This is a genomic window from Pararhodobacter aggregans (genome assembly GCF_003075525.1).
GTDB lineage: Bacteria > Pseudomonadota > Alphaproteobacteria > Rhodobacterales > Rhodobacteraceae > Pararhodobacter > Pararhodobacter aggregans.
In genome coordinates this window covers 13,129-36,075 of the sequence record NZ_QDDR01000014.1, presented here as the reverse complement: position 1 = coordinate 36,075, position 22,947 = coordinate 13,129, and the positions used below count along the sequence as shown (strand labels likewise).

The 22,947-nt window shown below is 68.0% G+C and carries 13 protein-coding genes; 8 read left to right on the top strand and 5 right to left on the bottom strand.

Annotation, left to right across the window (positions count from 1 at the left end):
• Positions 1–143: 143 nt before the first annotated feature.
• The 5 genes from DDE23_RS20880 to DDE23_RS20860 all read left to right on the top strand — a co-directional run bounded on the left by DDE23_RS20880 (position 144) and on the right by DDE23_RS20860 (position 14,176).
• Complete coding sequence (locus DDE23_RS20880) at positions 144–1,655, top strand: O-antigen ligase family protein (RefSeq protein ID WP_107754353.1); 1,512 nt, start codon at positions 144–146, stop codon at positions 1,653–1,655.
• A gap of 90 nt (positions 1,656–1,745) precedes the next feature.
• On the top strand, positions 1,746–8,063 hold the full coding sequence (locus tag DDE23_RS20875; protein ID WP_107754351.1) for a type I polyketide synthase: 6,318 nt from the start codon (positions 1,746–1,748) through the stop codon (positions 8,061–8,063).
• Entirely contained in the window at positions 8,060–9,016 is a 957-nt protein-coding gene (locus DDE23_RS20870; protein WP_107754349.1) for a glycosyltransferase family 2 protein, read from the top strand. Before DDE23_RS20875 ends, DDE23_RS20870 begins: the two co-directional genes overlap by 4 nt.
• A 1-nt stretch (position 9,017) precedes the next feature.
• Complete coding sequence (locus DDE23_RS20865; RefSeq protein WP_107754348.1) at positions 9,018–13,559, top strand: MupA/Atu3671 family FMN-dependent luciferase-like monooxygenase; 4,542 nt, start codon at positions 9,018–9,020, stop codon at positions 13,557–13,559.
• A complete protein-coding gene (locus tag DDE23_RS20860) occupies positions 13,556–14,176 on the top strand; it encodes a 4'-phosphopantetheinyl transferase family protein (RefSeq protein ID WP_107754346.1) in 621 nt (206 codons plus the stop codon). Before DDE23_RS20865 ends, DDE23_RS20860 begins: the two co-directional genes overlap by 4 nt.
• On the opposite strand, the gene DDE23_RS20855 is transcribed toward DDE23_RS20860, so the two are convergent.
• The 5 genes from DDE23_RS20855 to DDE23_RS20835 are packed head-to-tail and all read right to left on the bottom strand — an operon-like array spanning position 14,160 to position 17,999.
• Positions 14,160–15,317: a TIGR03862 family flavoprotein gene (locus DDE23_RS20855; protein ID WP_107754344.1), complete on the bottom strand. Its 1,158-nt coding sequence runs from the start codon at positions 15,315–15,317 to the stop codon at positions 14,160–14,162. The genes DDE23_RS20860 and DDE23_RS20855 overlap by 17 nt on opposite strands.
• Positions 15,307–15,999, bottom strand: a complete 693-nt coding sequence (gene dnaQ / locus DDE23_RS20850; protein ID WP_107754342.1) for a DNA polymerase III subunit epsilon — start codon at positions 15,997–15,999, stop codon at positions 15,307–15,309. Before dnaQ ends, DDE23_RS20855 begins: the two co-directional genes overlap by 11 nt.
• The gene (coaE, locus tag DDE23_RS20845) at positions 15,992–16,588 is read right to left on the bottom strand and encodes a dephospho-CoA kinase (RefSeq protein ID WP_107754340.1); all 597 of its coding nucleotides are present in this window, start codon (positions 16,586–16,588) and stop codon (positions 15,992–15,994) included. The genes dnaQ and coaE overlap by 8 nt, the downstream gene beginning before the upstream one ends.
• The gene (locus DDE23_RS20840; RefSeq protein ID WP_107754338.1) at positions 16,585–17,406 is read right to left on the bottom strand and encodes a shikimate dehydrogenase; all 822 of its coding nucleotides are present in this window, start codon (positions 17,404–17,406) and stop codon (positions 16,585–16,587) included. Before DDE23_RS20840 ends, coaE begins: the two co-directional genes overlap by 4 nt.
• Positions 17,403–17,999: a Maf family protein gene (locus tag DDE23_RS20835; RefSeq protein ID WP_107754336.1), complete on the bottom strand. Its 597-nt coding sequence runs from the start codon at positions 17,997–17,999 to the stop codon at positions 17,403–17,405. The genes DDE23_RS20840 and DDE23_RS20835 overlap by 4 nt, the downstream gene beginning before the upstream one ends.
• A gap of 504 nt (positions 18,000–18,503) precedes the next feature.
• Here DDE23_RS20835 and rho point away from each other — a divergent pair.
• Genes rho through mnmG form a run of 3 tightly spaced genes read left to right on the top strand, consistent with a single transcriptional unit; the run spans position 18,504 to position 22,947 of the window.
• A complete protein-coding gene (rho, locus tag DDE23_RS20830; protein ID WP_107754334.1) occupies positions 18,504–19,775 on the top strand; it encodes a transcription termination factor Rho in 1,272 nt (423 codons plus the stop codon).
• Between the two features lie 10 nt (positions 19,776–19,785).
• Positions 19,786–21,063: a tRNA uridine-5-carboxymethylaminomethyl(34) synthesis GTPase MnmE gene (gene mnmE / locus DDE23_RS20825; protein WP_107754332.1), complete on the top strand. Its 1,278-nt coding sequence runs from the start codon at positions 19,786–19,788 to the stop codon at positions 21,061–21,063.
• 12 nt (positions 21,064–21,075) lie between these two features.
• Positions 21,076–22,947 (top strand): tRNA uridine-5-carboxymethylaminomethyl(34) synthesis enzyme MnmG, encoded by a 1,872-nt coding sequence (gene mnmG / locus DDE23_RS20820; protein WP_107754330.1) that lies wholly within the window; start codon positions 21,076–21,078, stop codon positions 22,945–22,947.

Sequence of the window (22,947 nt, the reverse complement as noted above, 5' to 3'; positions counted from 1 at the left end):
TTCGGGCAGACAGGGCGGCCTGTCGCGGGTATATTTACCACGACACCGCCGGAATAGCCCCGCAAGAGGGCAAGAATGGGGCGGTACTCGGGGCAGATGATGGTGGGACGTTCGGGGCGGCAACGCCCGGCGGGTATGCGGGCATGTTGATCCAAATCGGCAATATCGTCGCCTTGCTGGCGCTGGTCGGCTGGCCGGTGGTCATCGTCTGGTTCTTCCGGGTCATGCCGCAGACCCGGGCGCTGATCTGGTCGATCCTCGGCGCCTATATGCTGCTGCCGCAGATCAGCGCCATCGACCTGCCGCTGATCCCGCCCCTGAACAAGGAGAGCATCCCCAACCTGATGGCCTTTGCCGTCTGCCTCTCCTATTGGGGCAAGATGCCCAAGCCGCTGCCCGAGGCCTGGATCGGCCGCGTGCTGCTGGTCATGTTCCTCATCAGCCCGGTGGTCACGGTCGTCACCAACACCGATCCGATCCGCTTCGGCATCGACACCTTCGGCACCATGCGGCTGGTCGATCCCAATGCGCTGGAAACCTGGGGGCTGCCCGGGCTCAGGATCTACGATTCCGCCTCGGTACTGGTGCAGCAGATCTTCTTCGCCCTGCCCTTCTTTCTGGCGCGCGAGGTGCTGAAAACCGACGAGGGCCTGCGCGAGATCCTGCTGGCGCTGGTCATCGCCGGGGCGATCTATACCCTGCCGATGCTCTACGAGGTGCGGATGTCGCCGCAACTGCACACAAGGCTCTACGGCTTCTTCCAGCACGATTTCAACCAGGCGATCCGGCAGGGCGGCTTCCGGCCCTTCGTCTTCATGCCGCACGGGCTCTGGGTCGCGTTCTTCGCCTTCATGGTGACCATGGCCGCCGCCGCCCGGGCCCGCGCCGCCCGGGGCGCCGACAACCGGGCCGGGCTGAAACTGCTGCTGGTTCTGGCCGGTTTCGGACTGGTGCTGCTGACCAAGTCCATGGGGCCGCTGATGTACACGCTGATCTTCGTGCCGATGGTGCTGATCATGAGGCCACGGCTGCATCTGATGGTCTCCAGCCTGATCGTCTTGCTGGTGGTCACCTATCCCCTGCTGCGCGGCGCCGGTCTGGTGCCGACCCGGGCCATCCTGGACCAGGTCTCGGCGGTCAGCGAGGATCGGCGGGAATCGCTGGAATACCGCTTCACCAACGAACAGCGCATCCTTGACCACGTGTCCGAGAGGCCCTTGTTCGGCTGGGGCGGCTGGGGCCGTTTCGCGGTCTATGACCAGGCCACCGGCGAAAGCGAGAGCGTGGTCGACGGCCAGTGGATCATCACCATCGGCCATTACGGCTGGCTGGGCTATCTGGCGCTTTTCGGCCTGATGGCGCTGCCGGTGCTGTCCCTGACCTGGCAGGCGCGACGAAAAGGCGCCGCGCCCTTGCGCATCGAAGCCAGTACACTGGCGCTGATCCTTGCGGTCAACATGCTGGACATGCTGCCCAATGCCACACTCATTCCCTTCACCTGGCTCATCGCCGGGGCGCTTCTGGGCTATGCCGAGGCGATGAAACGCGCCACCGACGCCGTGCAGCGCGACTCGCTCCGCCGGGCGCATGGCGGGATCGTGCTGGGCCTGCGTCCGACCGAGGCCCAGGACCGCGGGCCGCGGACGCTGCTGTGACCCCCGCCACCGTTTGGCCCGATTGGCGGGCCACTCTCGCCCCAAAGAAACACCAGTGTTTCGTGGTAAATAACCCTGCGCAGGCCTGTCATGTCCGTTGAAATCTCCGATACCGATATCGCCATCACCGGCATGGCCGCGCATCTGCCGGGGGCAGGATCGGTCCGCGAGTATTGGACGATGCTGCGCGGCGGGCTGCGGGCGATCCGCCGTCTGTCGGAGGACGAGCTTCTGGCCGCGGGCGAAGACTCCTCCGTCATGCGCCTGCCGAACTACGTCCCCTTCGCCGCGCCGCTGAACGGCTTCGCCGAATTCGACGCGGAGTTCTTCGGCTTCTCGCCGAAAGAGGCCGCGATCCTCGACCCCCAGCACCGCCAGTTCCTTGAGGTCGCGTGGGAGGCTTTGGAGGATTCCGGCACCGTGCCCGAGGCTTTCGAGGGCAATATCGGCGTCTACGCCGGCTGCGGGCAGGGGACCTATTACTGGGTCAACATCAACTCGAACCGCGATCTGGTGCGCGATGTCGGCGCCTTCCTTTTGCGCCACACCGGCAACGACAAGGATTTCCTGTCCACCCGCGTCAGCCACATCTTCGACCTGCGCGGCCCCTCGGTGAACGTGCAGACCGCCTGCTCCACCTCGCTGGTCGCGCTGCATTACGCGGCGCAGGCGCTGCTGTCGGGCGAATGCGACTTGGCGCTGGCCGGTGGCGTGACCATCGAACTGCCGCAGATGCACGGCTATCTCTACAAGGAAAACGAGATCCTCAGCCCCGATGGCGAATGCCACGCCTTCGACCACCGGGCGCAGGGCACCGTCTTCGGCTCGGGCGCCGGTTGCGTGGTGCTGAAGCGGCTGGCCGATGCCGTGCGGGATGGCGACCATATCTGGGCCGTGCTGAAGGGCTCCGCCATCAACAACGACGGGGCGCAGAAGGCGGGGTATCTCGCGCCCTCTGTCGAGGGGCAGGCGCGCTGCGTGGCCGAGGCGCAGGCGGTGGCCGATGTGCCCGCCGAGACGGTCGATTACATCGAATGCCACGGCACTGGCACCTATCTGGGCGACCCCATCGAGGTCGCCGCCATGACCCAGGCTTTCCGCGACCAGACCGACGCCGTGCAATTCTGCAAGATCGGCTCAGTCAAGACCAACATCGGGCATCTGGACACCGCCGCCGGGGTGGCCAGCCTCATCAAGGTCGCGCTCTCGCTGCATCACCGGGAAATCCCGCCGTCCCTGGGCTATGAGGCGCCGAACCCGACCATCGACTTCGCCACCTCCCCCTTCGCCGTCAACGCCGCGCTGACCCCCTGGGAGCAGCGCGGCCATCCCCGCCGCGCCGGCATCAACTCGCTGGGCGTCGGCGGCACCAATGCCCATGCGATCCTGGAGGAAGCGCCCGCCCGCGCGCCGTCCGAGGAATCGGACTGGCCGTTCCAGCTGTTCACCCTCTCCGCCCGGTCGAAATCCACACTCGACGCGCAGGCCAAGGGGCTCGCCGCGCATCTGCGCGCCAATCCCGGCATCGACCTCGCCGATACCGCCTGGACGCTGCACAAGGGCCGCCGCGCCTTTGACAAGCGCCGCGTGGTCGTCGCGGAAACGGCCGAGGAAGCCGCCGACCTGCTCGAATCCGACAACCCGCGCCGGGTCTTCACCCATACCGCGCTGGACAACCCCGATGTGGTGTTCCTCTTCCCCGGCGGCGGCGCGCAATACGCCGGCATGGCGCGCGACCTCTACGAGACCGAGCCGGTCTTCGCCGAATGGATGGACCGGGGGCTGGAGATCCTGCAACCGCGCCTTTCCTACGACATCCGCGCCCTGTGGCTGCCCGAAAAGGGGGCCGAGGCCGCGGCCGACGAGGCACTGAAAAAACCCTCCGTCCAGCTGCCGCTCATCATGATCACCGAATACGCGCTGGCGCAGATGCTGATGGCCTGGGGCGTGCAACCGGCTGCGCTGGTCGGTCATTCGATGGGCGAGAATACCGCCGCCTGTCTTGCCGGGGTGCTGTCGTTTGAGGATTGCATCGCGCTGGTGCATCTGCGCGGCTCGCTCTTCGACACGGTGCCCGCGGGCGGGATGCTCTCGGTGCCGCTGTCGGTCGCGGCACTGACCCCCTATCTGGGCGATCTGGACATTGCCTCCGTCAACGCGCCGGAACTGACCGTCGTCTCCGGCCCCGATGCGGCGCTGGTCGATCTGGCCGCGCGCCTCTCGGCTGACGGCATCGACACCCAGCGCATCGCCATCGACATCGCCGCGCATTCCCGGATGCTGGAGCCGATCCTCGGCCAGTTCCGCGCCTTCCTCGCCTCCATCCCGCTGCAGGCGCCGCGCCTGCCGATCATCTCGAACCGCACCGGCCAGCCGCTGACCGCCGAACAGGCGACCAGCCCGGACTATTGGACGCAGCACCTGCGGAACACGGTTCTCTTTGCCGAATGTGTCTCTAACCTTGCCGAAAATCCCAATCGCATCTGGATCGAGGTGGGGCCGGGCAAGGCGCTGTCCTCGCTGACCCGGATGCATGGCGCGGTCCCCGGCCAGCAGGTTCTGGCCGTCCTGCGCCATCCTGAGGAAGCCATCGCCGACGACCTCTATCACATGGGCCTGCTGGGCCGGATCTGGGCGCTGGGCGGGTCCTTCGACTGGAGCCAGATCTGGGGCGAGGCGCGGCGGGTGAAGCTGCCGCTGCCGACCTACCCGTTCGAACGCCGCGAATACTTCATCGCCCCCGCCAAGCCCGTGGCCGAAACCGCCGTCGCGCTGCCCGCCCGGATCGAGGACGTGACGCAGATGGGCACAAGGCTCGCCTGGGTCGCCCGCTCGGCCGAGGTCGAGGCGGATATGGATGCCGCGCTCGCCTCGATGGCCGAGACCTGGCTCATCTTCGCCGATCAGGACGGCATCGCCGCGCCGATCCTCGCCCGGTTGCGCGCCGGGGGGCAGAAGGTGATCGAGGTTCAGGCCGGCGACACCTTCCGCCGCCGGGGCGACAGCGCCTATACCCTGCCGCCCGAACGCGGGCGCGAGGGCTATGACCAGCTGATGCAAGATCTGGTGCATCGTGGCACGATCCCGACCCGCATCGCCCATTTCTGGCTGGCGAGCGGCGAGGAGCATTTCCGCCCCGGTTCCAGCGCGTTTCAGGCGCATGTCGAGCAGGGCTTCTATTCGCTGCTGTTCCTCGGCCAGGCCATCGCCGCCGAGGGACTGGCCGGCCCGATCCATAGCTTTGTGATCACAGCCGGCGCGGCACAGGTCCGCGATGAGGCTTTGCGCTGGCCGGAAAAGGCGCTGATCGCCGGGCCCGCCCGGGTCATGCCGCATGAAATGCCGGGGATCACGGTTTCAACGCTGGATATCGAGCCCCGGACCCGCAAGCGCGGCCCGGATCAGACCGCGGCTCTGCTGGAGGAACTGCTGGCCGCGCCCTCGACCGCGGTCGCCGCGCTGCGGGACGGAAAACGCTATGAACAACGCCTGCGCCCGCAGGGGCTGGACGCGCTGCCCGACCTGCCGCAAGGCGGGGTCTGGGTCATCACCGGCGGCTTCGGCGGGATCGGCCAGACGGTGGGCGAGGCGCTGATCCAGCGCTCCAAGGCGAAGATCGTACTGCTGGCCCGCACCGCCCTGCCGCCCCGCGCGGAATGGGAGGCGGTGAAGGCCCAGGGCGGGCCCGCCTTGCGCCGGATTCTGCAGGTCGAGAGACTGGAATCGCTCGGCGCCGAGGTGATGGTGGCCGCCGCCGACGTCTGCAACATCGACGACATGCGCCGCGCGTTCGATGCCGCGAAAGCCCGCTTCGGCGCGGTCCACGGCGTGATCCACGCGGCCGGCGCCATCGACGACGCGCCGCTCGCCGCCAAGACCGTCGGCAGCGTGGAATCGGTTTTCGCGCCCAAGGTCCACGGCACGCGGGTCCTCGACGCGCTGTTGCCCGACGGCGCGGTGGAGCGGATCGTCGTCTTCTCCTCGACCTCGACGCTCACCGCGCCCGCCGGGCAGGTCGATTACGTCGCGGCGAACGAATACCTGAACGCCTGGGCCAAGGCCCGCAGCGGCAAGACGAAAGTCACCGCCATCGACTGGGGCATCTGGGCCGAGGTCGGCATGGCGGCCGAGGCGATGGCCGCCCGCAGCGGCAAGGCCCCCGCTTTGCCCGACGCACCCGCAACGGTCCCTTTGCTGGACCGGGTGGGTTTCGACGCCTCGATGAACCGGCGCTTCACAGCGACCTATTCCACCGACATGTGGCTCTTGGACGAACACCGGACCAAGGACGGCAAGGCGCTGGTCCCCGGCACCGGCATCCTGGAAATCGCCGTGCAATCGCTGCACGGCCAGGGCGAGGTCGAGCCTTTCGAGATCGCCGACCTGACCTTCTTCCGCGCGCTGGAGGTGGACCAGCCGAAGGCGGTGGAGGTGGTGCTGACCCGCTCGGACGCGGGCTACGATTTCGCGCTGCGCTCCGAGGTCAGCCTGCGCGGGCGGCAGGGGTTCGTGCTGAACGCCTCGGCCAGGGTCAACATGGGGGCGATTGCCCCCGCCGCTGGGCTGGATGTGGCCGGAACCGAGGCGCGCTGCCTGACCGGCATTCGCGAGGACGCGGGCGGCATCGCCACCGGGCAGGAGCATCACCTCAACTTCGGCCCCCGCTGGCGGGTGCTGAACCGCGTGGCCTATGGCGCGGGCGAGGGGATCGCCCGGCTGTCCCTGCCCGAAGCCTTCCGCGGCGATCTGGATCAGGGCTATGTCCTGCACCCGGCGCTGATGGATCTGGCGACCGGCTGGGCGATGGAGCTGATCCCCGGCTATCAGGGCCGCGCGCTCTGGGTGCCGGTCAGTTATGGCAATGTCAGGGTCTATTCCGCCCTGCCCGCGCAGATCGTCAGCCATATCCGCATCGCCCCCGCCGAACCCGGTTTCGCCAGTTTCGACGTGACGCTGGCGACGCCCGAGGGCCGCGTCTGCGCCGAGATCCGGCGCTTTACCATCAAGCGGCTGGAAGGCGGCTTTGGCGCGCCCGCGCCGCTGTTGCCCTCGGAGGTCGAGTTCACCGACGCCGGTGCCGACCGCGCGCTCAGCCCCGGCGAGGCGCGTCTGGCCCGCAATCTGGCGCAGGGCATCACGCCCATGGAGGGGAGCGAGGCCTTCCTGCGGGCGCTGGGGACCGGGCGATCGCAGGTGGTGATTTCGTCTCTAACACTGCCGGAATTGATCGCCGAGGCCGCGCAGCCCTTGGAGGCCGAGACCGGCGACGGGCAGAAATTCGAGCGTCCCAACCTCGACAGCGCCTATGTCGCGCCGCGCAATGACGTGGAGCGGATGCTGGTCGCCATGTGGGAAGAATTGCTTGGGGTCGAGGGCGTCGGCGTCGAGGACAGCTTCTTCGATCTGGGCGGGCATTCGCTGATCGCGGTGCGGCTGTTTGCGCGGGTCAAGAAGACATGGAGCGTGGATTTCCCCATCTCCGTCCTGTTCGAGGCCCCGACGGTGGAAAAGATCGCCGCCCGCGTCGCCGACATCGCCGGGATCAGCGACACCGGCGAGGCCCCGGCCGTCGCGGCGCCCGTCAAGCGCTACGAATTCCTGGTGCCGATGCACGAGGGCGAGGGCGGGGAGAAGACGCCGTTCTTCCTGGTCGCCGGCATGTTCGGCAACGTGCTGAACCTGCGGCATCTGGCGCAGCTGCTGGGCAAGGACCGGCCCTTCTATGGCTTGCAGGCCCGGGGCTTGCTGGGCGGGGCCGAACCGCACCGGCGGCTGGACGAGGCGGCGCGCGATTACCTGGCCGAGGTGCGGCAGGTGCAGCCGCATGGCCCCTATCTGCTGGGCGGCTTCTCGGGCGGGGGGCTGACGGCGCTGGAGATGGCCAAGCAGCTCAGGGCGGCGGGCGAGGAGGTCCGGCTGCTGACGCTGCTCGACACGCCGCTGCCGGAACGGCCGTGGCTGAGCCGTGCTGACAAGGCGGCGATCAAGCTGGCCGAATTCCGCCGCAAGGGCCCCGCCTATCTGGGCGAATGGCTGGCTGACCGGAAACGCTGGCAGGAGGAACAGGCGCGCATGGCCGACGAGGCCGCGGGCGAGGCCGACAGTGGCTTCCACAACCGCGCCATCGAAACCGCCTTCCGCGAGGCTTTGCCCTTCGTCGCGCTCGACCGCTATGATGCGCCGGTTGCGCTGTTCCGGCCGCCCTTGGACCGTCACTGGAAGGTGACGGGCGGGCGCTGGGTCAGCCGGGCCAAGGAATACGTCTTTGACGACAACGACTGGTCGCGGTTCATGCCGAAGCTCTCGGTCCACGAGGTGCCGGGCGACCATGACAGCATGGTGCTGGAGCCGAATGTGCGGGTGATGGCGGCGAAACTGAAAGCCCTGATCGCGGAGGCCGAGGCATGAACAGCGTGCTTTGCGTGATCCTGAATTGGCGAACGGCGGAGATGACGCTGAAAGCCACCGAAGCCGCGCTGGTGGCGATGGAGGGTATTCCCGGCGCCATCACCATCGTCGACAACGACAGTCAGGACGGCAGTTTCGAGGCGATGACCGAGGCCGCGAAAGACTGGCCCCGGGTGCGGGTGATCCAGTCGGGGCGCAACGGCGGCTACGGCGCGGGCAACAATGTCGGCATCCGGGCAGGGTTGCCGGACGGCACGAGCCCCGATTACGTCTATATCCTGAACTCGGACGCCTTCCCCGCGCCCGATGCGATCCGGGCGCTGGTCGATTACCTCGACACCCATCCCGAGGTCGGCTTCGCCGGCAGCCACATCCATGGCGAGGATGGCGAACCGCATACCACGGCGTTCCGCTTCCCCTCCATCGCCAGCGAATTCGAGGGGGCGGCGAAGACCGGGCCGGTGTCGAAGCTGTTGAAGAACGCGATTGTCGCGCCGCCGCTGCCGACACAGACAACGCGGGTGGATTGGCTGGCGGGGGCTTCGGTCCTGATGCGGCAGGCCGTGCTGGACCAAATCGGCCTCTTCGACGAGACGTTCTTCCTCTATTTCGAGGAAACCGACCTCTGCCGCCGCGCTGCCATGGCCAGTTGGCCCACGGTCTATGTGGTCGAAAGCCGGGTCATGCATCTGGGCTCGGTCTCGACCGGCATGAAGGAATGGCGGCGGGTGCCGGACTATTGGTTCCGCTCGCGCCGGTACTATTTCGAAAAGAACCACGGGGCGCTTTACGCCATGGCGGCGACGCTGGCGCATGTGGCGGGGCTGGGCATCTATGGGGCCCGGGTCCTGGTTCAAAGGAAACCAAAGGTTAATCCGCCATATTTTCTCCGCGATCTTCTGAAACACAGCTTCGGATCGCGCCCCGCGAAAAGGCTTGTGCAGGAGAGTTGAGATGACGCCGTTTTCATGTGTCCTGGTGGGCAACGAATCCCTTCTGGTGCAATGCGCCAAGGTGCTGACCGGCCGCGGACACCGGATCGTCACCGTCGCCAGCCGCAATTCCGAGGTCATCGCCTGGGCCACCGGCGCGGGCATCCCGGTGGTGGCGCCCGGCAAGGGGATCGAGGACAGGATCACGGCGGATTTCGACTGGCTGTTGTCCATCGCCAACCTCTCTGTCCTGCCCGAAGCGCTGCTGTCGCGTGCCGCCAAGGGCGCGGTCAATTTCCACGACGGCCCGCTGCCGCGCTACGCCGGGCTCAACGCGCCGGTCTGGGCGCTGATGCAGGGCGAGGCACGGCACGGGATCACCTGGCATCTGATCGAGGGCGGGGTGGACGAGGGCGATATCGTCGAGCAGGCGCTGTTCGACATCGCCCCGGACGACACGGCTTTTTCGCTGAACGCGCGCTGCTATGCCGCCGCCATCGAGAGTTTCCCCTTCGTGGTCGGCGCGCTGGAGGCCGGGATCCCCGGCCGTCGCGCACAGGATCTGAGCCAGCGCACGCTTTGCAAGCGCGACGACCGGCCGGCGACGGCGGCGCGGCTCGATTTCGCCCGTCCGGCCGAGGAGCTGGCGCAGCTGGTCCGCGCGCTGGATCACGGCGGCTATTGGAACCCGTTGGCGCTGCCGAAGATCGAGACGGCAAAGGGCATCTTCGCCGTGACCTCGGCCGAGGTGATGGAGGGTCAGGGTGCCCCGGGCAAGGTGCTGGAGGCCGGTGACGAGCCGGTCATCGCCTGCGGCAGTGGCGCGGTGCGACTGGGCGGGATCACCTGTCTGGGCGGACTGCCCGAAAGCGATGTGGTTGCGGTGGGTGAGGTTCTGCCCCTGCCCGACCCCGCGCTGACCGAGGCGATGGCACCACTGGCCCCGGGCGAGGCGGGCTGGCGCAAGGCGCTGCAGGGCTTCGCCCCGGCGGAAGTGTCGGCCCGGGCACAGGGGCAGGGCATCACCACCCGCGCGCTGACCGGCGTTTCGGCGGCCCGCGCGGCGGCGATCATCGCTGCCTATGCCCCGGGCGGCTGGGCCTATCGCGGTCAGGCGACGGCGGCGGCCCAGGCCGCGGCGCCCGCCTATATCGCGGGCTGGCTGCCGATGGCGCCCAAAGGCGAAAGCCTTGGCGCCATAGAGGCCTCGATTTCGGATTTGATGGCGAGGGCGGCGCAACACCCGGCCTATGCGCGCGACCTGATCGGCCGTGACCCGGCCCTGATGCCGCTGGCCCTGCCTGCGCTGGGCCTGTCGGAGACCGGCCAGCGGATCGAGGGCACGGCGCTGTGTCTGGTGGCCGGACCCGAGGGGCTGAGCCTGTCGGCCGATCTGTCGAAACTGGACGAGGCGACGCTGGACCTGTTCGCCGCGCGGATCGCGCATCTGGCGGGGGCGGGCGATGCGCCGCTCGCCGACCTCGACCGGATCGGCGCCCCGGAGCGCGCGGTCATGGACCGCCTGAACGCTACCGCCCGCAATTTCGACAACCAGACCATCAGCCGCCTGTTCGAGGCGCAGGTCGCCCGCACGCCGGATGCCGTGGCGCTGGTCTTTGAAGGGGTGAGCCTGACCTATGCCCAGCTCAACGCCCGCGCCAACAAGGTGGCGCATGTGCTGCAGGGCCTCGGCATCGCGCCGGATACGCCGGTCGCCCTCTGTACCCGCCGCTCGCCCGATCTGCTGATCGGCGCGCTGGGCATCCTCAAGGCGGGCGGCGCCTATGTGCCGATGGACCCGTCCTATCCCGCCGACCGCTTGCAGCATTTCCTGACCGACAGCGGCGCGCCGGTGATCGTCACGCAATCGGGGCTGATCGACGCGCTGCCCGCGCATGCGGCGGAGCTGCTGGTACTGGACACCGACACCCGCCTTGCCTCGGCCCCGGAAACCAACCCGGAAACCGGCGCCGCGCCCGAAAACCTCGCCTATCTGATCTATACCTCGGGCTCGACCGGCCTGCCCAAGGGGGTGATGGTCGAACACCGCAACGTCGCCAATTTCTTCGCCGGGATGGATGACCGCATCCGCCATGACCCGCCGGGGGTCTGGCTGGCCGTGACCTCGCTGTCCTTCGACATCTCGGTGCTGGAGCTCTTCTGGACGCTGTCCCGCGGGTTCAAGCTGGTGCTGACCTCGGACGAGGACCGGATGATGGTCTCGGGCGGCTCGCTGCCGATCCTCGACCAGAAGATGGATTTCAGCCTGTTCTACTGGGGCAATGACGACGGCCCGGGGCCCCAGAAATACGAATTGCTGCTCGAAGGCGCCAAATTCGCCGATACCCACGGGTTCAGCGCCGTCTGGACCCCGGAACGCCATTTCCACGCCTTCGGCGGCCCCTATCCGAACCCCTCTGTCACCGGCGCGGCCGTGGCGGCGGTCACGAAGAATATCGGCGTGCGCGGCGGCTCCTGCGTGGCGCCCCTGCACCATCCGCTGAGGATCGCCGAGGAATGGGCGGTCATCGACAATCTGACCAACGGGCGGGCCGGGATCGGCATGGCCTCGGGCTGGCATCCGGTCGACTTTGTGCTGAGACCGGAAAACTCGGTGCCGAACAACAAGGCGGCGATGCTCGACACGATCGAGAAGGTGCGCGCGCTCTGGCGAGGCGAGGCGGTGGACTTCGACCACAACGGCGAGACCCGCAGCCTGCAATCGCTGCCGCGCCCGGTGTCCAAGGAATTGCCGATCTGGCTGACCACCGCCGGCAACCCCGAAACCTGGCGCGAGGCGGGGCGGATCGGCGCCAACGTGCTGACCCACCTGCTGGGCCAGTCCATCGACGAGGTGGCGGAAAAGATCGCCATCTATCACGAGGCCCTGCGCGAGGTCGGCCGCGATCCGAAGGACCATATCGTCACGATGATGCTGCACACCTATGTGGCGCGCACCCGTGATCTGGCCCGCGAAACCGCGCGCGGGCCGATGAAAAGCTACCTGATGTCGGCGGCGGCGCTGCTCAAGCAATACGCCTGGGCCTTCCCGGCCTTCAAGAAACCGAAGGGCACCACCAACCCGATGGAGATCGACCTCGGCACGCTCAGCCAGGACGAGGTGGACGGGATCCTGGATTATGCGTTCAACCGCTATTTCGAGGATTCGGGCCTGTTCGGCACGGTCGAGGATTGCCTGCGCCGCGTCGAGCAGTTGAAGCGGATCGGCGTGGGCGAGATCGGTTGCCTGATCGATTACGGCATCCCCACCTCGCAGGTGCTGGAAGGGCTCTGGCCGCTGGCCGAGGTGCTGAAACGCTCGAACGCGCCGGCGCAGCTGGCGGCGGACGATTTCTCGCTGGCGGCGCAGATCCAGCGCCATGGCGTGACGCATCTGCAATGCACCCCGTCGATGGCGCGCATGCTGACCGGCAATGATGAGGCCCGCGCGGCCCTGTCGCAGGTGAAACAGCTGATGGTCGGGGGCGAGGCGCTGCCGGGCGCGCTGGCCGCCGATCTGGCCGGGATCATCGGCGGGCCGGTGCAGAACATGTACGGCCCGACCGAGACGACGATCTGGTCCACGACCGCGCTGTCGAAAGGCGGCGAGGGGGTGGTCGGCATCGGCACGCCCATCGCCAACACCACGCTGCATGTGCTGGACGACGACCAGCGCCCGGTGCCGCTGGGGCAGGAGGGCGAGCTGTGGATCGGCGGCTCTGGCGTCACGCGCGGTTACTGGCGGCGCGAGGCGCTAACCGCTGAGCGGTTCGTGGAGATCGGCGGCGAGCGGCTCTATCGCACCGGGGATCTGGTGCGGCTGCGCGCTGATGGCGGGGTCGATTTCCTCGGCCGGGCCGACCATCAGGTGAAGATCCGCGGCTACCGGATCGAACTGGGCGAGATCGAGACGCAGCTGGATGCGCTGCCCGGGGTCACGCAATCGGTGGTCATGGCGCGCGAGGATCAGCCGGGCGACGTGCGGCTGGTGGCCTATGTGCTGGGCCATGCCGATACCGCCGGGCTGAAGGCGCAGCTGGCCTCGGTGCTGCCCGCGCATATGGTGCCCTCGGCCGTGGTCCGGCTGGAGAGCTTCCCGCTGACGCCGAACAAGAAGATCGACCGCAAGGCGCTGCCCGCCCCGCAGGCTGTGGTCCGCGCGGCACCCGTCGCAGCGCCGGTGGCGGCCAATGCGGGGGATACGCAGGCGCGGATCGCGGCGATCTGGCAGAAGGTGCTGGGCGTGGCCGAGGTCAAGCCTTCGGACAATTTCTTCCAGCTGGGCGGCCATTCGCTTCTGGCCGTGCAGGCGCATCGCGAGATCCGCGAGGGGCTTGCCCTGCCGGGTCTCTCGATCACCGATGTGTTCCGCTTCCCGGTCCTCTCGGCGCTGGCGGGCCATATCGACGGCAAGCTGAAGCCGGTGACCGCCGCCTCGGGGGCCACCTCGGGGGCCGCCCCGGTGGCCGAACCCGCGGTCGAGGCCGAGGCTGCGCGCGGGCGGCTGGACGCGATGTCCAAGCGCCGGGCGATGCGGGCGGAACGGCTGAGCAAGCTGGGGTGAGCGCGCCCGGCGATCCCTTCCTGCGCCGCCAGCTTCTCGGGCTGGCGGCGTCGGTGTTTCCGGGGCTGCCGGTTGGGATCGCGCCGGTCGACGGTGTTTCGCTGAAACCAGAGGAAGAGGCCGCGCTTTCTGGCGCGGTCCCGGCGCGGCGGGCCGAGTTCTCGGCCGGACGGGCGGCGGCGCGGACGGCCTTGGGCCGGGACGTGGCGCTGCCGATGGGGCCGGACCGGGCGCCAGTCTGGCCGCCGGGGGTCCGGGGGTCGATCACCCATGCGGGCGGCTGGGCTTTGGCGGTGACCGGCCCGGGGCTGGTCGGGATTGATCTGGAGCTGGATCAGGACCTGCCGGAGGAGGTGCGGGAAACGGTGCTGTTGCCCGGCGAACGCGGCGCCGATGGACGGACAGCGCGGCTGATCTTCAGCGCCAAGGAATGCGCCTACAAGGCGCAATATCCTGTCACGAAACAGCTTTTCGGCTTCGAGACCTTCGCCGTGGAACTGGGCGAGGGCGTGTTCCGCGCCGTCTGGCAGCGCGATGTCGGCCCGTTCCGCGCCGGGCAGGCGCTGGAGGGGCGGTTTGCCATCGGCGCGGGCTTCATCCTCACCGGGATTGGATGAACCGCGCCGCGGCATCCCCGGCCCAGCGTCCGGTCGCCAGACAGGCGGTCAGCAGATAGCCCCCGGTCGGCGCCTCCCAATCCAGCATCTCACCGGCCGCGAACCAGCCGGGCAGGCGTTTCAGCATCAGGTCTTCGGTCAGTTCCGCCCGGGGAATGCCGCCCGCGGTCGAGATCGCCTCGTCCATCGGGCGGGAGCCCTGCAGCGGCACCGGCAGGGCTTTCAGCAGCGCGGCGGGGTCGGGGGGAAGCGGTCGGACGAATTCCTGCACCAGCGCGAGGCGGGCATCGGTCAGGCCCAGCTTTCGCAGGGTATTGGCCGACGTCTCGCCCTTCGGCCGTTTCGCCAACCGCTCTGCCAGCGCGCCCGCCTCGAGGTCGGGGAAGAGGTCGATGCGCAGCGCCGCCCCTTCGCGCAGGGCACGGCTGACGGCATAGATCCCGCCGCCCTCCAAGCCCCGGGCCGAGATCACCGCCTCGCCCCGGACCCGCTGCGCGCCGGCGATCAGGGCGATGTTCTTCAGGGGCTGGCCGAAGTGTTTGGCCATATGCGGGGACCAGTCGACCCGGAACCCCATGTTCGCCGGCTGGAACGGGGCCAGCGCCACCCCCTGCGCGGCCAACAAAGGCGCCCAAGCCCCGTCCGAGCCCAGCCGCGCCCAGCTGGCACCGCCCAGCGCCAGGACGGTCGCCTTGGGCGTCACCACAACCGGCCCCTCGGGCGTGTCGAACCCGGCGCCGGTCCAGCGCCAGCGGGTCCTGAGGTCGAGGCCCCGGGCGCCCAGATCCATCAGCCAGGCGCGCAGCAGGGGCGAGGCCTTCATCGCCTTGGGAAAGACCCGACCGGTGGAGCCGGTGAAGACCTCCTGCCCGTAGCCACGCATCCAATCCTGCACCTCGGCGGGACCGAAGGCCGCGAGCATCGGGCGCAGCCAGTCGGCGGCCTCGGCATAGGCGGCGAGGAAGGTTGCGAACCCCTCGTCCCTGGTGATGTTGAGGCCCGACTTGCCCGCCATCAGCAGCTTTCGCGCGGGTGAGGGCTTGGCCTCGGCCAGCAGCACGGAGCATCCGGCAGACAGCAAACGGTCGGCGGCCATCAGCCCGGCGGGACCGGCGCCGATGACCAGCGCGTCAGGAGTCATACCGTTTCCAGATCGCCGCCTCGCCCATCCCGGCCACGAAAGCGGCATGGGCGGCGGCCTCGGCCTCGGTCAGGCGCGAGGGCAGGGGGGTCGGCCGCGGCCGGGCCCGCCAGGCGGTGTCCACCGGCCCCGCATTGCGTCCGCCGCCGCTGCTGGCCAGGCCGAAATCGGGCTGGCGGCCGCCCATCAGCTCCAGATAGACCTCGGCCAGGATCTCGGAGTCGAGGAGCGCGCCGTGCTTGGTCCGGGCCGAATTGTCGATCCCGAACCGGCGGCAAAGCGCATCGAGCGAGGCGGGAGAGCCGGGGTATTTGCGCCGGGCGATGGCCAGCGTATCGACCACCTGCACCTTCAGCCGGGGAAGGCCCGCGCGCTCCAGCTCGAAATTCAGGAATTTCATGTCGAAGGCGGCGTTGTGGATCACCAGCGTCGCGCCATCGACGAACTCGACGAAAGCCCGCGCCACCTCGGCGAATTTCGGCTGCGGCCGCAGGAAATCCTCGGACAGGCCGTGAACGTTGAACGCCTCTTCGGGCATGTCGCGCTCGGGGTTGATGTATTGGTGATAGTTCCGGCCGGTCGGCATGTGGTTGAACAGCTCGACCCCGCCGATCTCGACCAGACGGTGGCCCTCGGAGGGCTCAAAGCCCGTGGTTTCGGTGTCGAGGACGATTTCACGCATCGTTTCTGCCTCCGGTCAGCTCGGCAATCAGACCTTGCACCGCGGCGCGGGTCTGGTCGAGGGTCAGTGTCTCGATGACATGATCGGCGCGGGCGCGTTTCTCGGCATCCGGCATCTGCTTGGACAGGATGGTCTGGAAATGCGCCTCAGTCATGCCGGGGCGGGCGAGGACCCGGGCGCGCTGAACCTCGGCCGGGGCCGAGACGACGAGAGTGCGGTCGACATAGCGCTCGCCGCCGGTTTCGAACAGCAGCGGCACATCGACCACGACCAGGGGCCTGTCCGCATGCGCGGCGATGAAATCGGCCCGGGACTGGCCGACGAGGGGGTGAACCACGCCCTCGATCCGCTTGAGCGCGCTGGCGTCGGCGGCGATCCAGTCGCGCAAGGCGGCACGGTCGATGGCCCCGTCCCTGACCGCCGCGGGATGCAGCGCGGCAATCGGCGCGACGGCCGCGCCACCCGGGGCGTAGAGCGCATGCACCGCGGCATCGGCATCCCAGACCGGCACGCCAGCCTCGCGGAAAAAGTCGGTGGTGGTGGATTTGCCCATGCCGATGGAGCCGGTGAGGCCGAGGATCAGGCTCATCCCAGAACCGCCCGGCGCAGATCCGCGTCCACCTCGGGCCGGGTGCCGAACCAGCGCTCGAACCCGGGCGCGGCCTGATGCAGCAGCATGCCCAGCCCGTCGATGCAGGGATTGCCCCGGGCGCGGGCGGCGGCCAGCAGGGGCGTCTCCAGCGGCGCATAGACCAGATCGGTGACGATGGCCCCCTGCGGCAGCGCGTCCAGCGGCAGGTCCAGCGGCGGGTTGCCGGTCATGCCCATGGCGGTGCCGTTGATAAGGGTGTCGCAACCGTCCAGCATGGCGGCGCGGTCCTGCCAGTCGACCACCCTCAGGATATCGCCGAAATCGCCGGTCAGCTCTTCGGCCCTTGCCTGCGTGCGGTTGGTCAGCCGGATCTCGGTCGCGCCCTGGTCCATCAGCGCCACGATCACCGCCCGCGAGGCCCCGCCCGCCCCGATCAGCGCCGCCGTCTTCGGCACCCAACCGGGCTGCGCATCGAGGATGTTCTGGGTGAAACCATAGGCGTCGGTGTTGTCGGCCTCGATCCCGTTCTCGGTAAAGAGGAGGGTATTCGCCGCGCCGATCCGGTCGGCAAGGGGCGTCACCCGGTCGGCCAGCGCCAGCGCGTCATGCTTGTGCGGAATGGTGACGTTGAGGCCGACGAACCCCAGCTTCGGCAGCAGGCGCAGCGTCTCGCGCAGATCTTCGGGCCGGACATGCAGCGGGATGTAATGCCCCTCGATCCCGTAGCGGGCCAGCCAATGGCCGTGCAGGCGGGGCGAGCGGCTGTGCGCGATGGGATCGCCGATGACCCCGGCCAGGCGAAGGGGCGCCTTCATCCGTCGATCTCCTTGCGCTGGGTGAGGATGGTGAGGAGTTCCAGCAGCGGCAGGCCCTGAACGCTGAACAGATCGCCCTCGATCCGCTGGAACAGCCGGATGCCCGGCCCCTCGATCTGATAGCAGCCGACGCAATGGCGGATCTCGTCCCAATGCCGGGCGACATAGGCGTCGCGGTAGGTATCGGAGAAGTCACGCATGGTCAGCCGGGGGGTCGCCACATGGCGCCAGACCGGCTCGCCCCCTGCATAGAGGACGGCGGCGGTGTGCAGGCGGTGGGTCTTGCCGCGCAGGCGGGTCAGCTGGGCGATGGCGTCGTCGGGCGAGGCGGGCTTGGCATAGAGCTGCCCCTCGCATTCAAGGATCTGGTCACAGCCCAGCACCAGCGCGGCAGGATCGCGGGCGGCGATCTTCAACGCCTTATGCTCGGCCAGCGCATCGGCAAGGTCGTGCGCACTCGCCCCCTCGGCCAGCAGCGACTCGCGCAGATTTTCCTCATCGATTCGGGCCGGACGGACCTCGATCTCCAGTCCGGCGCCCCGCAAAAGCGTGGCGCGGATCGTCGATGCGGACGCGAGGGTGAGGATAGACATGGGGATAAGTCTGTGCGGCGGCCGGGGGCGAAACGGGGGTAAGACGGGCGTTGGCGGTGTGATCGCCGGTTACCCCCGTCCGTGTCAAGGCGCCGGGGCCGGTTCTCCACACGGGAGAAGTCCGGTGCACAGGGTGTGAACGGTTTGTGACACGGGGTAGAGGGTCGGGCGGGAAATCCGGTTTTCTGGCTTTGAATCAGAGACTTGCGTCCATGACGCCGCGCTGCCGCACTGTCCCTCGCCTGTGGATGATTTCGGGGGCAAATGAGGAATTCCGCTTATCCCCAGCCCTTACTACATCATCATCCTTCTTACATTCTTTCTTTAATTTAAATGGCCCCGTGGCACCGGCTTGCCCCACCAGACCCCGCCTGATTGACTTGACCGGCGATTTCGCCTAGATCCGGGGTCGAAGCGGGGCCGTCCGGTACCCGTGTTTCCCGATGACATTTGCGAAGAATGGATGCCGAGCCCGAATGCGGGGGGCCTCCTGGAGGGCTGACCATGGCCGAAGACCGTCTGAACCTGTCCGATCTCAAAGCGCAGACCCCTGCCGCGCTGCTGGCGCTGGCCGAGGAGCTGGAGATCGAAAACGCCCCCTCGATGCGCAAGGGCGAGATGATGTTCTCGATCCTGAAGGAACGCGCCGAGGACGGCTGGGAAATCGGCGGCGACGGCGTGCTGGAGGTGCTGCAGGATGGTTTCGGCTTCCTGCGCTCGACCGAGGCCAACTATCTGCCGGGTCCCGACGATATCTATGTCTCGCCCGAGATGATCCGCCAGTTCAGCCTGCGGACCGGCGACACCATCGAGGGCGTCATCGTCGCCCCCGGCGAGAACGAGAAGTATTTCGCGCTGACCCGGGTGACGCGCATCAACTTCGACGACCCCGAGCGCGCCCGCCACAAGGTCCATTTCGACAACCTGACGCCGCTCTATCCCGACGAGCGGCTGAAAATGGAAATCGAGGATCCGACGATCAAGGATCGCTCGGCCCGGATCATCGACATCGTGGCGCCGCTGGGCAAGGGTCAGCGGGCGCTGATCGTCGCCCCGCCCCGCACGGGTAAGACCGTGCTGATGCAGAACATCGCGCATTCCATCGCGTCCAATCACCCGGAATGCTATCTGATCGTCCTCTTGATCGACGAACGGCCCGAGGAAGTGACCGACATGCAGCGCTCGGTGAAGGGTGAGGTCGTGTCCTCGACCTTCGACGAACCGGCGACGCGGCACGTGGCGGTGGCCGAGATGGTGATCGAGAAAGCCAAGCGGCTGGTCGAGCATAAGCGCGACGTGGTGATCCTGCTTGATTCGATCACCCGCCTGGGCCGGGCCTTCAACACCGTGGTGCCGTCGTCCGGCAAGGTGCTGACCGGCGGTGTGGATGCCAACGCCCTGCAGCGGCCGAAACGCTTCTTCGGTGCGGCGCGCAACATCGAAGAGGGCGGCTCGCTGACCATCATCGCCACCGCCCTGATCGACACCGGCTCGCGCATGGACGAGGTGATCTTCGAGGAATTCAAGGGCACGGGTAACAGCGAGATCGTGCTGGACCGCAAGGTGGCCGACAAGCGGGTCTTCCCGGCGATGGACATCCTCAAGTCCGGGACCCGGAAGGAAGAGCTGCTGGTCGACCGCAACAACCTGCAGAAGACCTTCGTGCTGCGCCGCATCTTGAACCCGATGGGGACCACGGATGCCATCGAGTTCCTGATTTCCAAGCTGAAACAGACCAAGACCAACGGCGAATTCTTCGAATCGATGAACTCGTAAGGTCCGGGCGATGGACACGATCGTCGCCCTGGCCTCGGCGCAGGGGCGCGCCGGTGTCGCCATCGTCCGGGTCTCGGGCCCCTGCGCCTGGGCGGTCTGCGAGGCGCTCGCGGGCTTCGTGCCGCCGGTGCGCGAGGCGCGGCTGGCCCGGTTGCGCGATGCCTCGGGCGGGCTGATCGACAGCGGGCTGGTGCTGTGCTTCGCCGAGGGTGCGAGTTTCACCGGCGAGAAGATCTGCGAATTTCAGGTGCATGGCAGTATTGCCGTGGTGGGAGCCCTGCTGCGCGCCTGCCTTGCCTGCGAGGGCGTGCGGGCGGCCGAGGCCGGGGAATTCACCCGGCGGGCCTTTCTGGGCGGGCGCATGGACCTGACCGAGGTCGAAGCGCTGGCCGATCTGATCGACGCCGAGACCGAGGTGCAGCGGCGCCAGGCCCTGACGGTGATGGAGGGATCGGCAGCGCGGGTGATCGAGGGCTGGCGCGAGGATCTGCTGCAGTCGCTGGCCATGCTGGAAGCGGCGCTCGATTTCGCCGATGAGGAATTGCCGCCGGATCTGACCGGGCATGTGATGGCGCCGCTGCTGCGGGTTCGCGACAGCCTGGGTGCGCAGATCGCCGGTCGCAAGGCCTCGGAAGCGGTGCGCAGCGGCTTCGACGTGGCGATCGTCGGGCCGGTGAATGCCGGAAAATCCTCGCTTCTCAATGCTTTGGCAGGTCGGGAAGCGGCGATTACCTCGTCCCGTGCCGGGACCACCCGCGATGTGATCGAGGTGCGGATGGAGATCGCCGGGCTGGCCGTGACGCTGATCGACACCGCCGGGCTGCGCGAGGCCGAGGACGAGATCGAGCGGCTGGGCATCGAGCGAGGGCGCGCCCGGGCGGCAGCGGCGGACCTGCGGGTCTATCTGCTGGGCGCCCCGGGCGAGGTGGCCGAGGGGGTCGAGCCCGAGGATATCGTCGTGCTGTCGAAGGCGGATCTTTGGGGGCAGCCGGGGATCTCGGCGGCGACCGGGGAGGGGATCGGCGCGTTGATCGGCCGGATCGCCGGGGTATTGCAGCAACGGATCGCCCATTCCTCGGTCTTCAACCGCGAGCGGCATTTCGACAAGCTGGCGCGCGCGGCGGAGGGAGTCGACGCCGCGCTGGCGGGGCTCTCGGGTGGAGTCGGCTGGGACCTGGTCGGGGAAGATGTGAAGGCGGCGATCCGCGCTCTGGATGGCATCATCGGGCGGGTCGATGTAGAAGATGTGCTTGGGCGAATCTTTTCGTCCTTCTGCATCGGGAAATGAGGCTCGTTTCACGTGAAACATTTCGACGTTATCGTGGTGGGCGGCGGGCACGCCGGGCTTGAGGCAGCGCTGGCCGCGGCTCGGCGGGGTGCTGAGACGGCGCTGGTGACGTTCCGGCGCAGCGATCTGGGCGTGATGTCATGCAACCCGGCGATCGGGGGCATCGGCAAGGGTCATCTGGTACGCGAGATTGATGCGCTGGACGGGATGATGGGTTTGGCGGCGGACCACGCCGGGATCCAGTACCGACTGCTCAACAGATCGCGCGGCCCCGCAGTGCAGGGGCCGAGGGTTCAGGCCGACCGGCGCCGCTATGCCGATTTCGCGCAGCGCCATGTTGCGGGTCAGGAGCGGTTGACCGTCCTGGAGGGCGAGGTCGTCGATTTCCACATGGACAGCGCGCGGGTTGCCGGGGTGGTTCTGGCGGACGGCATGGTGCTGTCGGCGCGGGCGGTTGTCCTGACCACGGGCACCTTCCTGCGGGGCGAGATCCATATCGGCACCGAACGGCTGTCGGCGGGTCGCCGGGGCGCCGAGGCGGCGGATCGCCTGGGCGCACGGCTGCGCGAGATGGCGACCGGGATCGGGCGTTTGAAGACCGGGACTCCGGCGAGGCTGGACGGGCGAACCATCGACTGGGACAGGGTTGACCGGCAGGAGGGCGACGCTGATCCGGTGATGATGTCTTTCCTGAATCGTCGGCCCGAGGCGCGACAGATTGCCTGCGGGGTGACCGAGACGAACCCGCGGACCCATGAGATCATCGAGCGGAACCTGCATCTCTCGGCCATGCGTTCCGGCAATATCACCGGGGTCGGGCCCCGTTATTGCCCCTCGGTCGAGGACAAGGTGACCCGGTTCGCCGATAAGACCTCGCATAACGTGTTTCTGGAGCCCGAGGGTCTGGACGACGACACGATCTATCCGAACGGGATCTCGACCTCGCTGCCGCGCGAGGTGCAGGAGGCGTTTCTGCGGTCCATCGTCGGGCTCGAGACTGTCGGGATCCTGCATTTCGGCTATGCCATCGAATACGACTATCTCGACCCTCGGGGTCTGACGCGGAGCCTGGAGGTCCAGGCGATGCCTGGCCTGTTCCTCGCCGGTCAAATCAACGGAACCACCGGATATGAGGAGGCCGGGGCGCAGGGCCTGCTGGCCGGCGCGAACGCGGCGGCTGCCGCGCTGGACATGGAGCCGCTGACGCTGTCGCGGTTTGACAGCTATATCGGCGTGATGATCGACGATCTGGTGACCCGGGGAGTGAGCGAACCCTACCGGATGTTCACCTCGCGGGCCGAGTATCGCCTGACGCTGCGCGCCGATAACGCCGACCAGCGTTTGACGCAGATTGGTGCGTCGCTTGGTCTGGTTTCCGATCACCGGAAGGTGGCGTTTGAGGACAAGATCGGGCGGCTGGCAGCAACCGCCCAGGCACTGGAGGCTGAACCCGCGACGCCATCGGAACTGGACAAGCTCGGGATCTCTGTTCCGAAAGACGGGCAGCGGCGCAGCTGGCGCTTCGTTGCCGGGCATCTTCTTGGGCTGCACGGCAATTCGGAGGGCGTCGGGTCTCGATTTCCGGACTTGCGGGATGATGATGTGGTTCAGGTTGCTCGCGAAACCTTCTACGAACCCTATGTGGCGCGGCAGGCGCGCGAAGCAGAGCAGCTTAGGCGTGAAGGCGGTGTAGTGATCCCAACGGGGCTCGACTTCTCGAAAATTTCGTCTCTTTCCAGCGAGTTGCGCCTCAAGCTGGCCGCCTCGCGGCCAGCGACGCTGGCTGAGGCCGGGAGCATCGAAGGGATGACACCCGCTGCCTTGACGGCAATTCTCGCGCATCTCAAAGTCTTGCAGCAGGCCGCGCGTGTCGCGATCGGCTGA

What these genes read in the sequence shown, in the direction of transcription:
- DDE23_RS20880 (WP_107754353.1), top strand. Translation starts at nt 144, where the DNA reads ATGTTGATCCAAATCGGCAATATCGTCGCCTTGCTGGCGCTGGTCGGC.
- DDE23_RS20875 (WP_107754351.1), top strand. Translation starts at nt 1,746, where the DNA reads ATGTCCGTTGAAATCTCCGATACCGATATCGCCATCACCGGCATGGCC.
- DDE23_RS20870 (WP_107754349.1), top strand. Translation starts at nt 8,060, where the DNA reads ATGAACAGCGTGCTTTGCGTGATCCTGAATTGGCGAACGGCGGAGATG.
- DDE23_RS20865 (WP_107754348.1), top strand. Translation starts at nt 9,018, where the DNA reads ATGACGCCGTTTTCATGTGTCCTGGTGGGCAACGAATCCCTTCTGGTG.
- DDE23_RS20855 (WP_107754344.1), bottom strand. Translation starts at nt 15,317, where the DNA reads ATGACTCCTGACGCGCTGGTCATCGGCGCCGGTCCCGCCGGGCTGATG.
- dnaQ (WP_107754342.1), bottom strand. Translation starts at nt 15,999, where the DNA reads ATGCGTGAAATCGTCCTCGACACCGAAACCACGGGCTTTGAGCCCTCC.
- coaE (WP_107754340.1), bottom strand. Translation starts at nt 16,588, where the DNA reads ATGAGCCTGATCCTCGGCCTCACCGGCTCCATCGGCATGGGCAAATCC.
- DDE23_RS20840 (WP_107754338.1), bottom strand. Translation starts at nt 17,406, where the DNA reads ATGAAGGCGCCCCTTCGCCTGGCCGGGGTCATCGGCGATCCCATCGCG.
- DDE23_RS20835 (WP_107754336.1), bottom strand. Translation starts at nt 17,999, where the DNA reads ATGTCTATCCTCACCCTCGCGTCCGCATCGACGATCCGCGCCACGCTT.
- rho (WP_107754334.1), top strand. Translation starts at nt 18,504, where the DNA reads ATGGCCGAAGACCGTCTGAACCTGTCCGATCTCAAAGCGCAGACCCCT.
- mnmE (WP_107754332.1), top strand. Translation starts at nt 19,786, where the DNA reads ATGGACACGATCGTCGCCCTGGCCTCGGCGCAGGGGCGCGCCGGTGTC.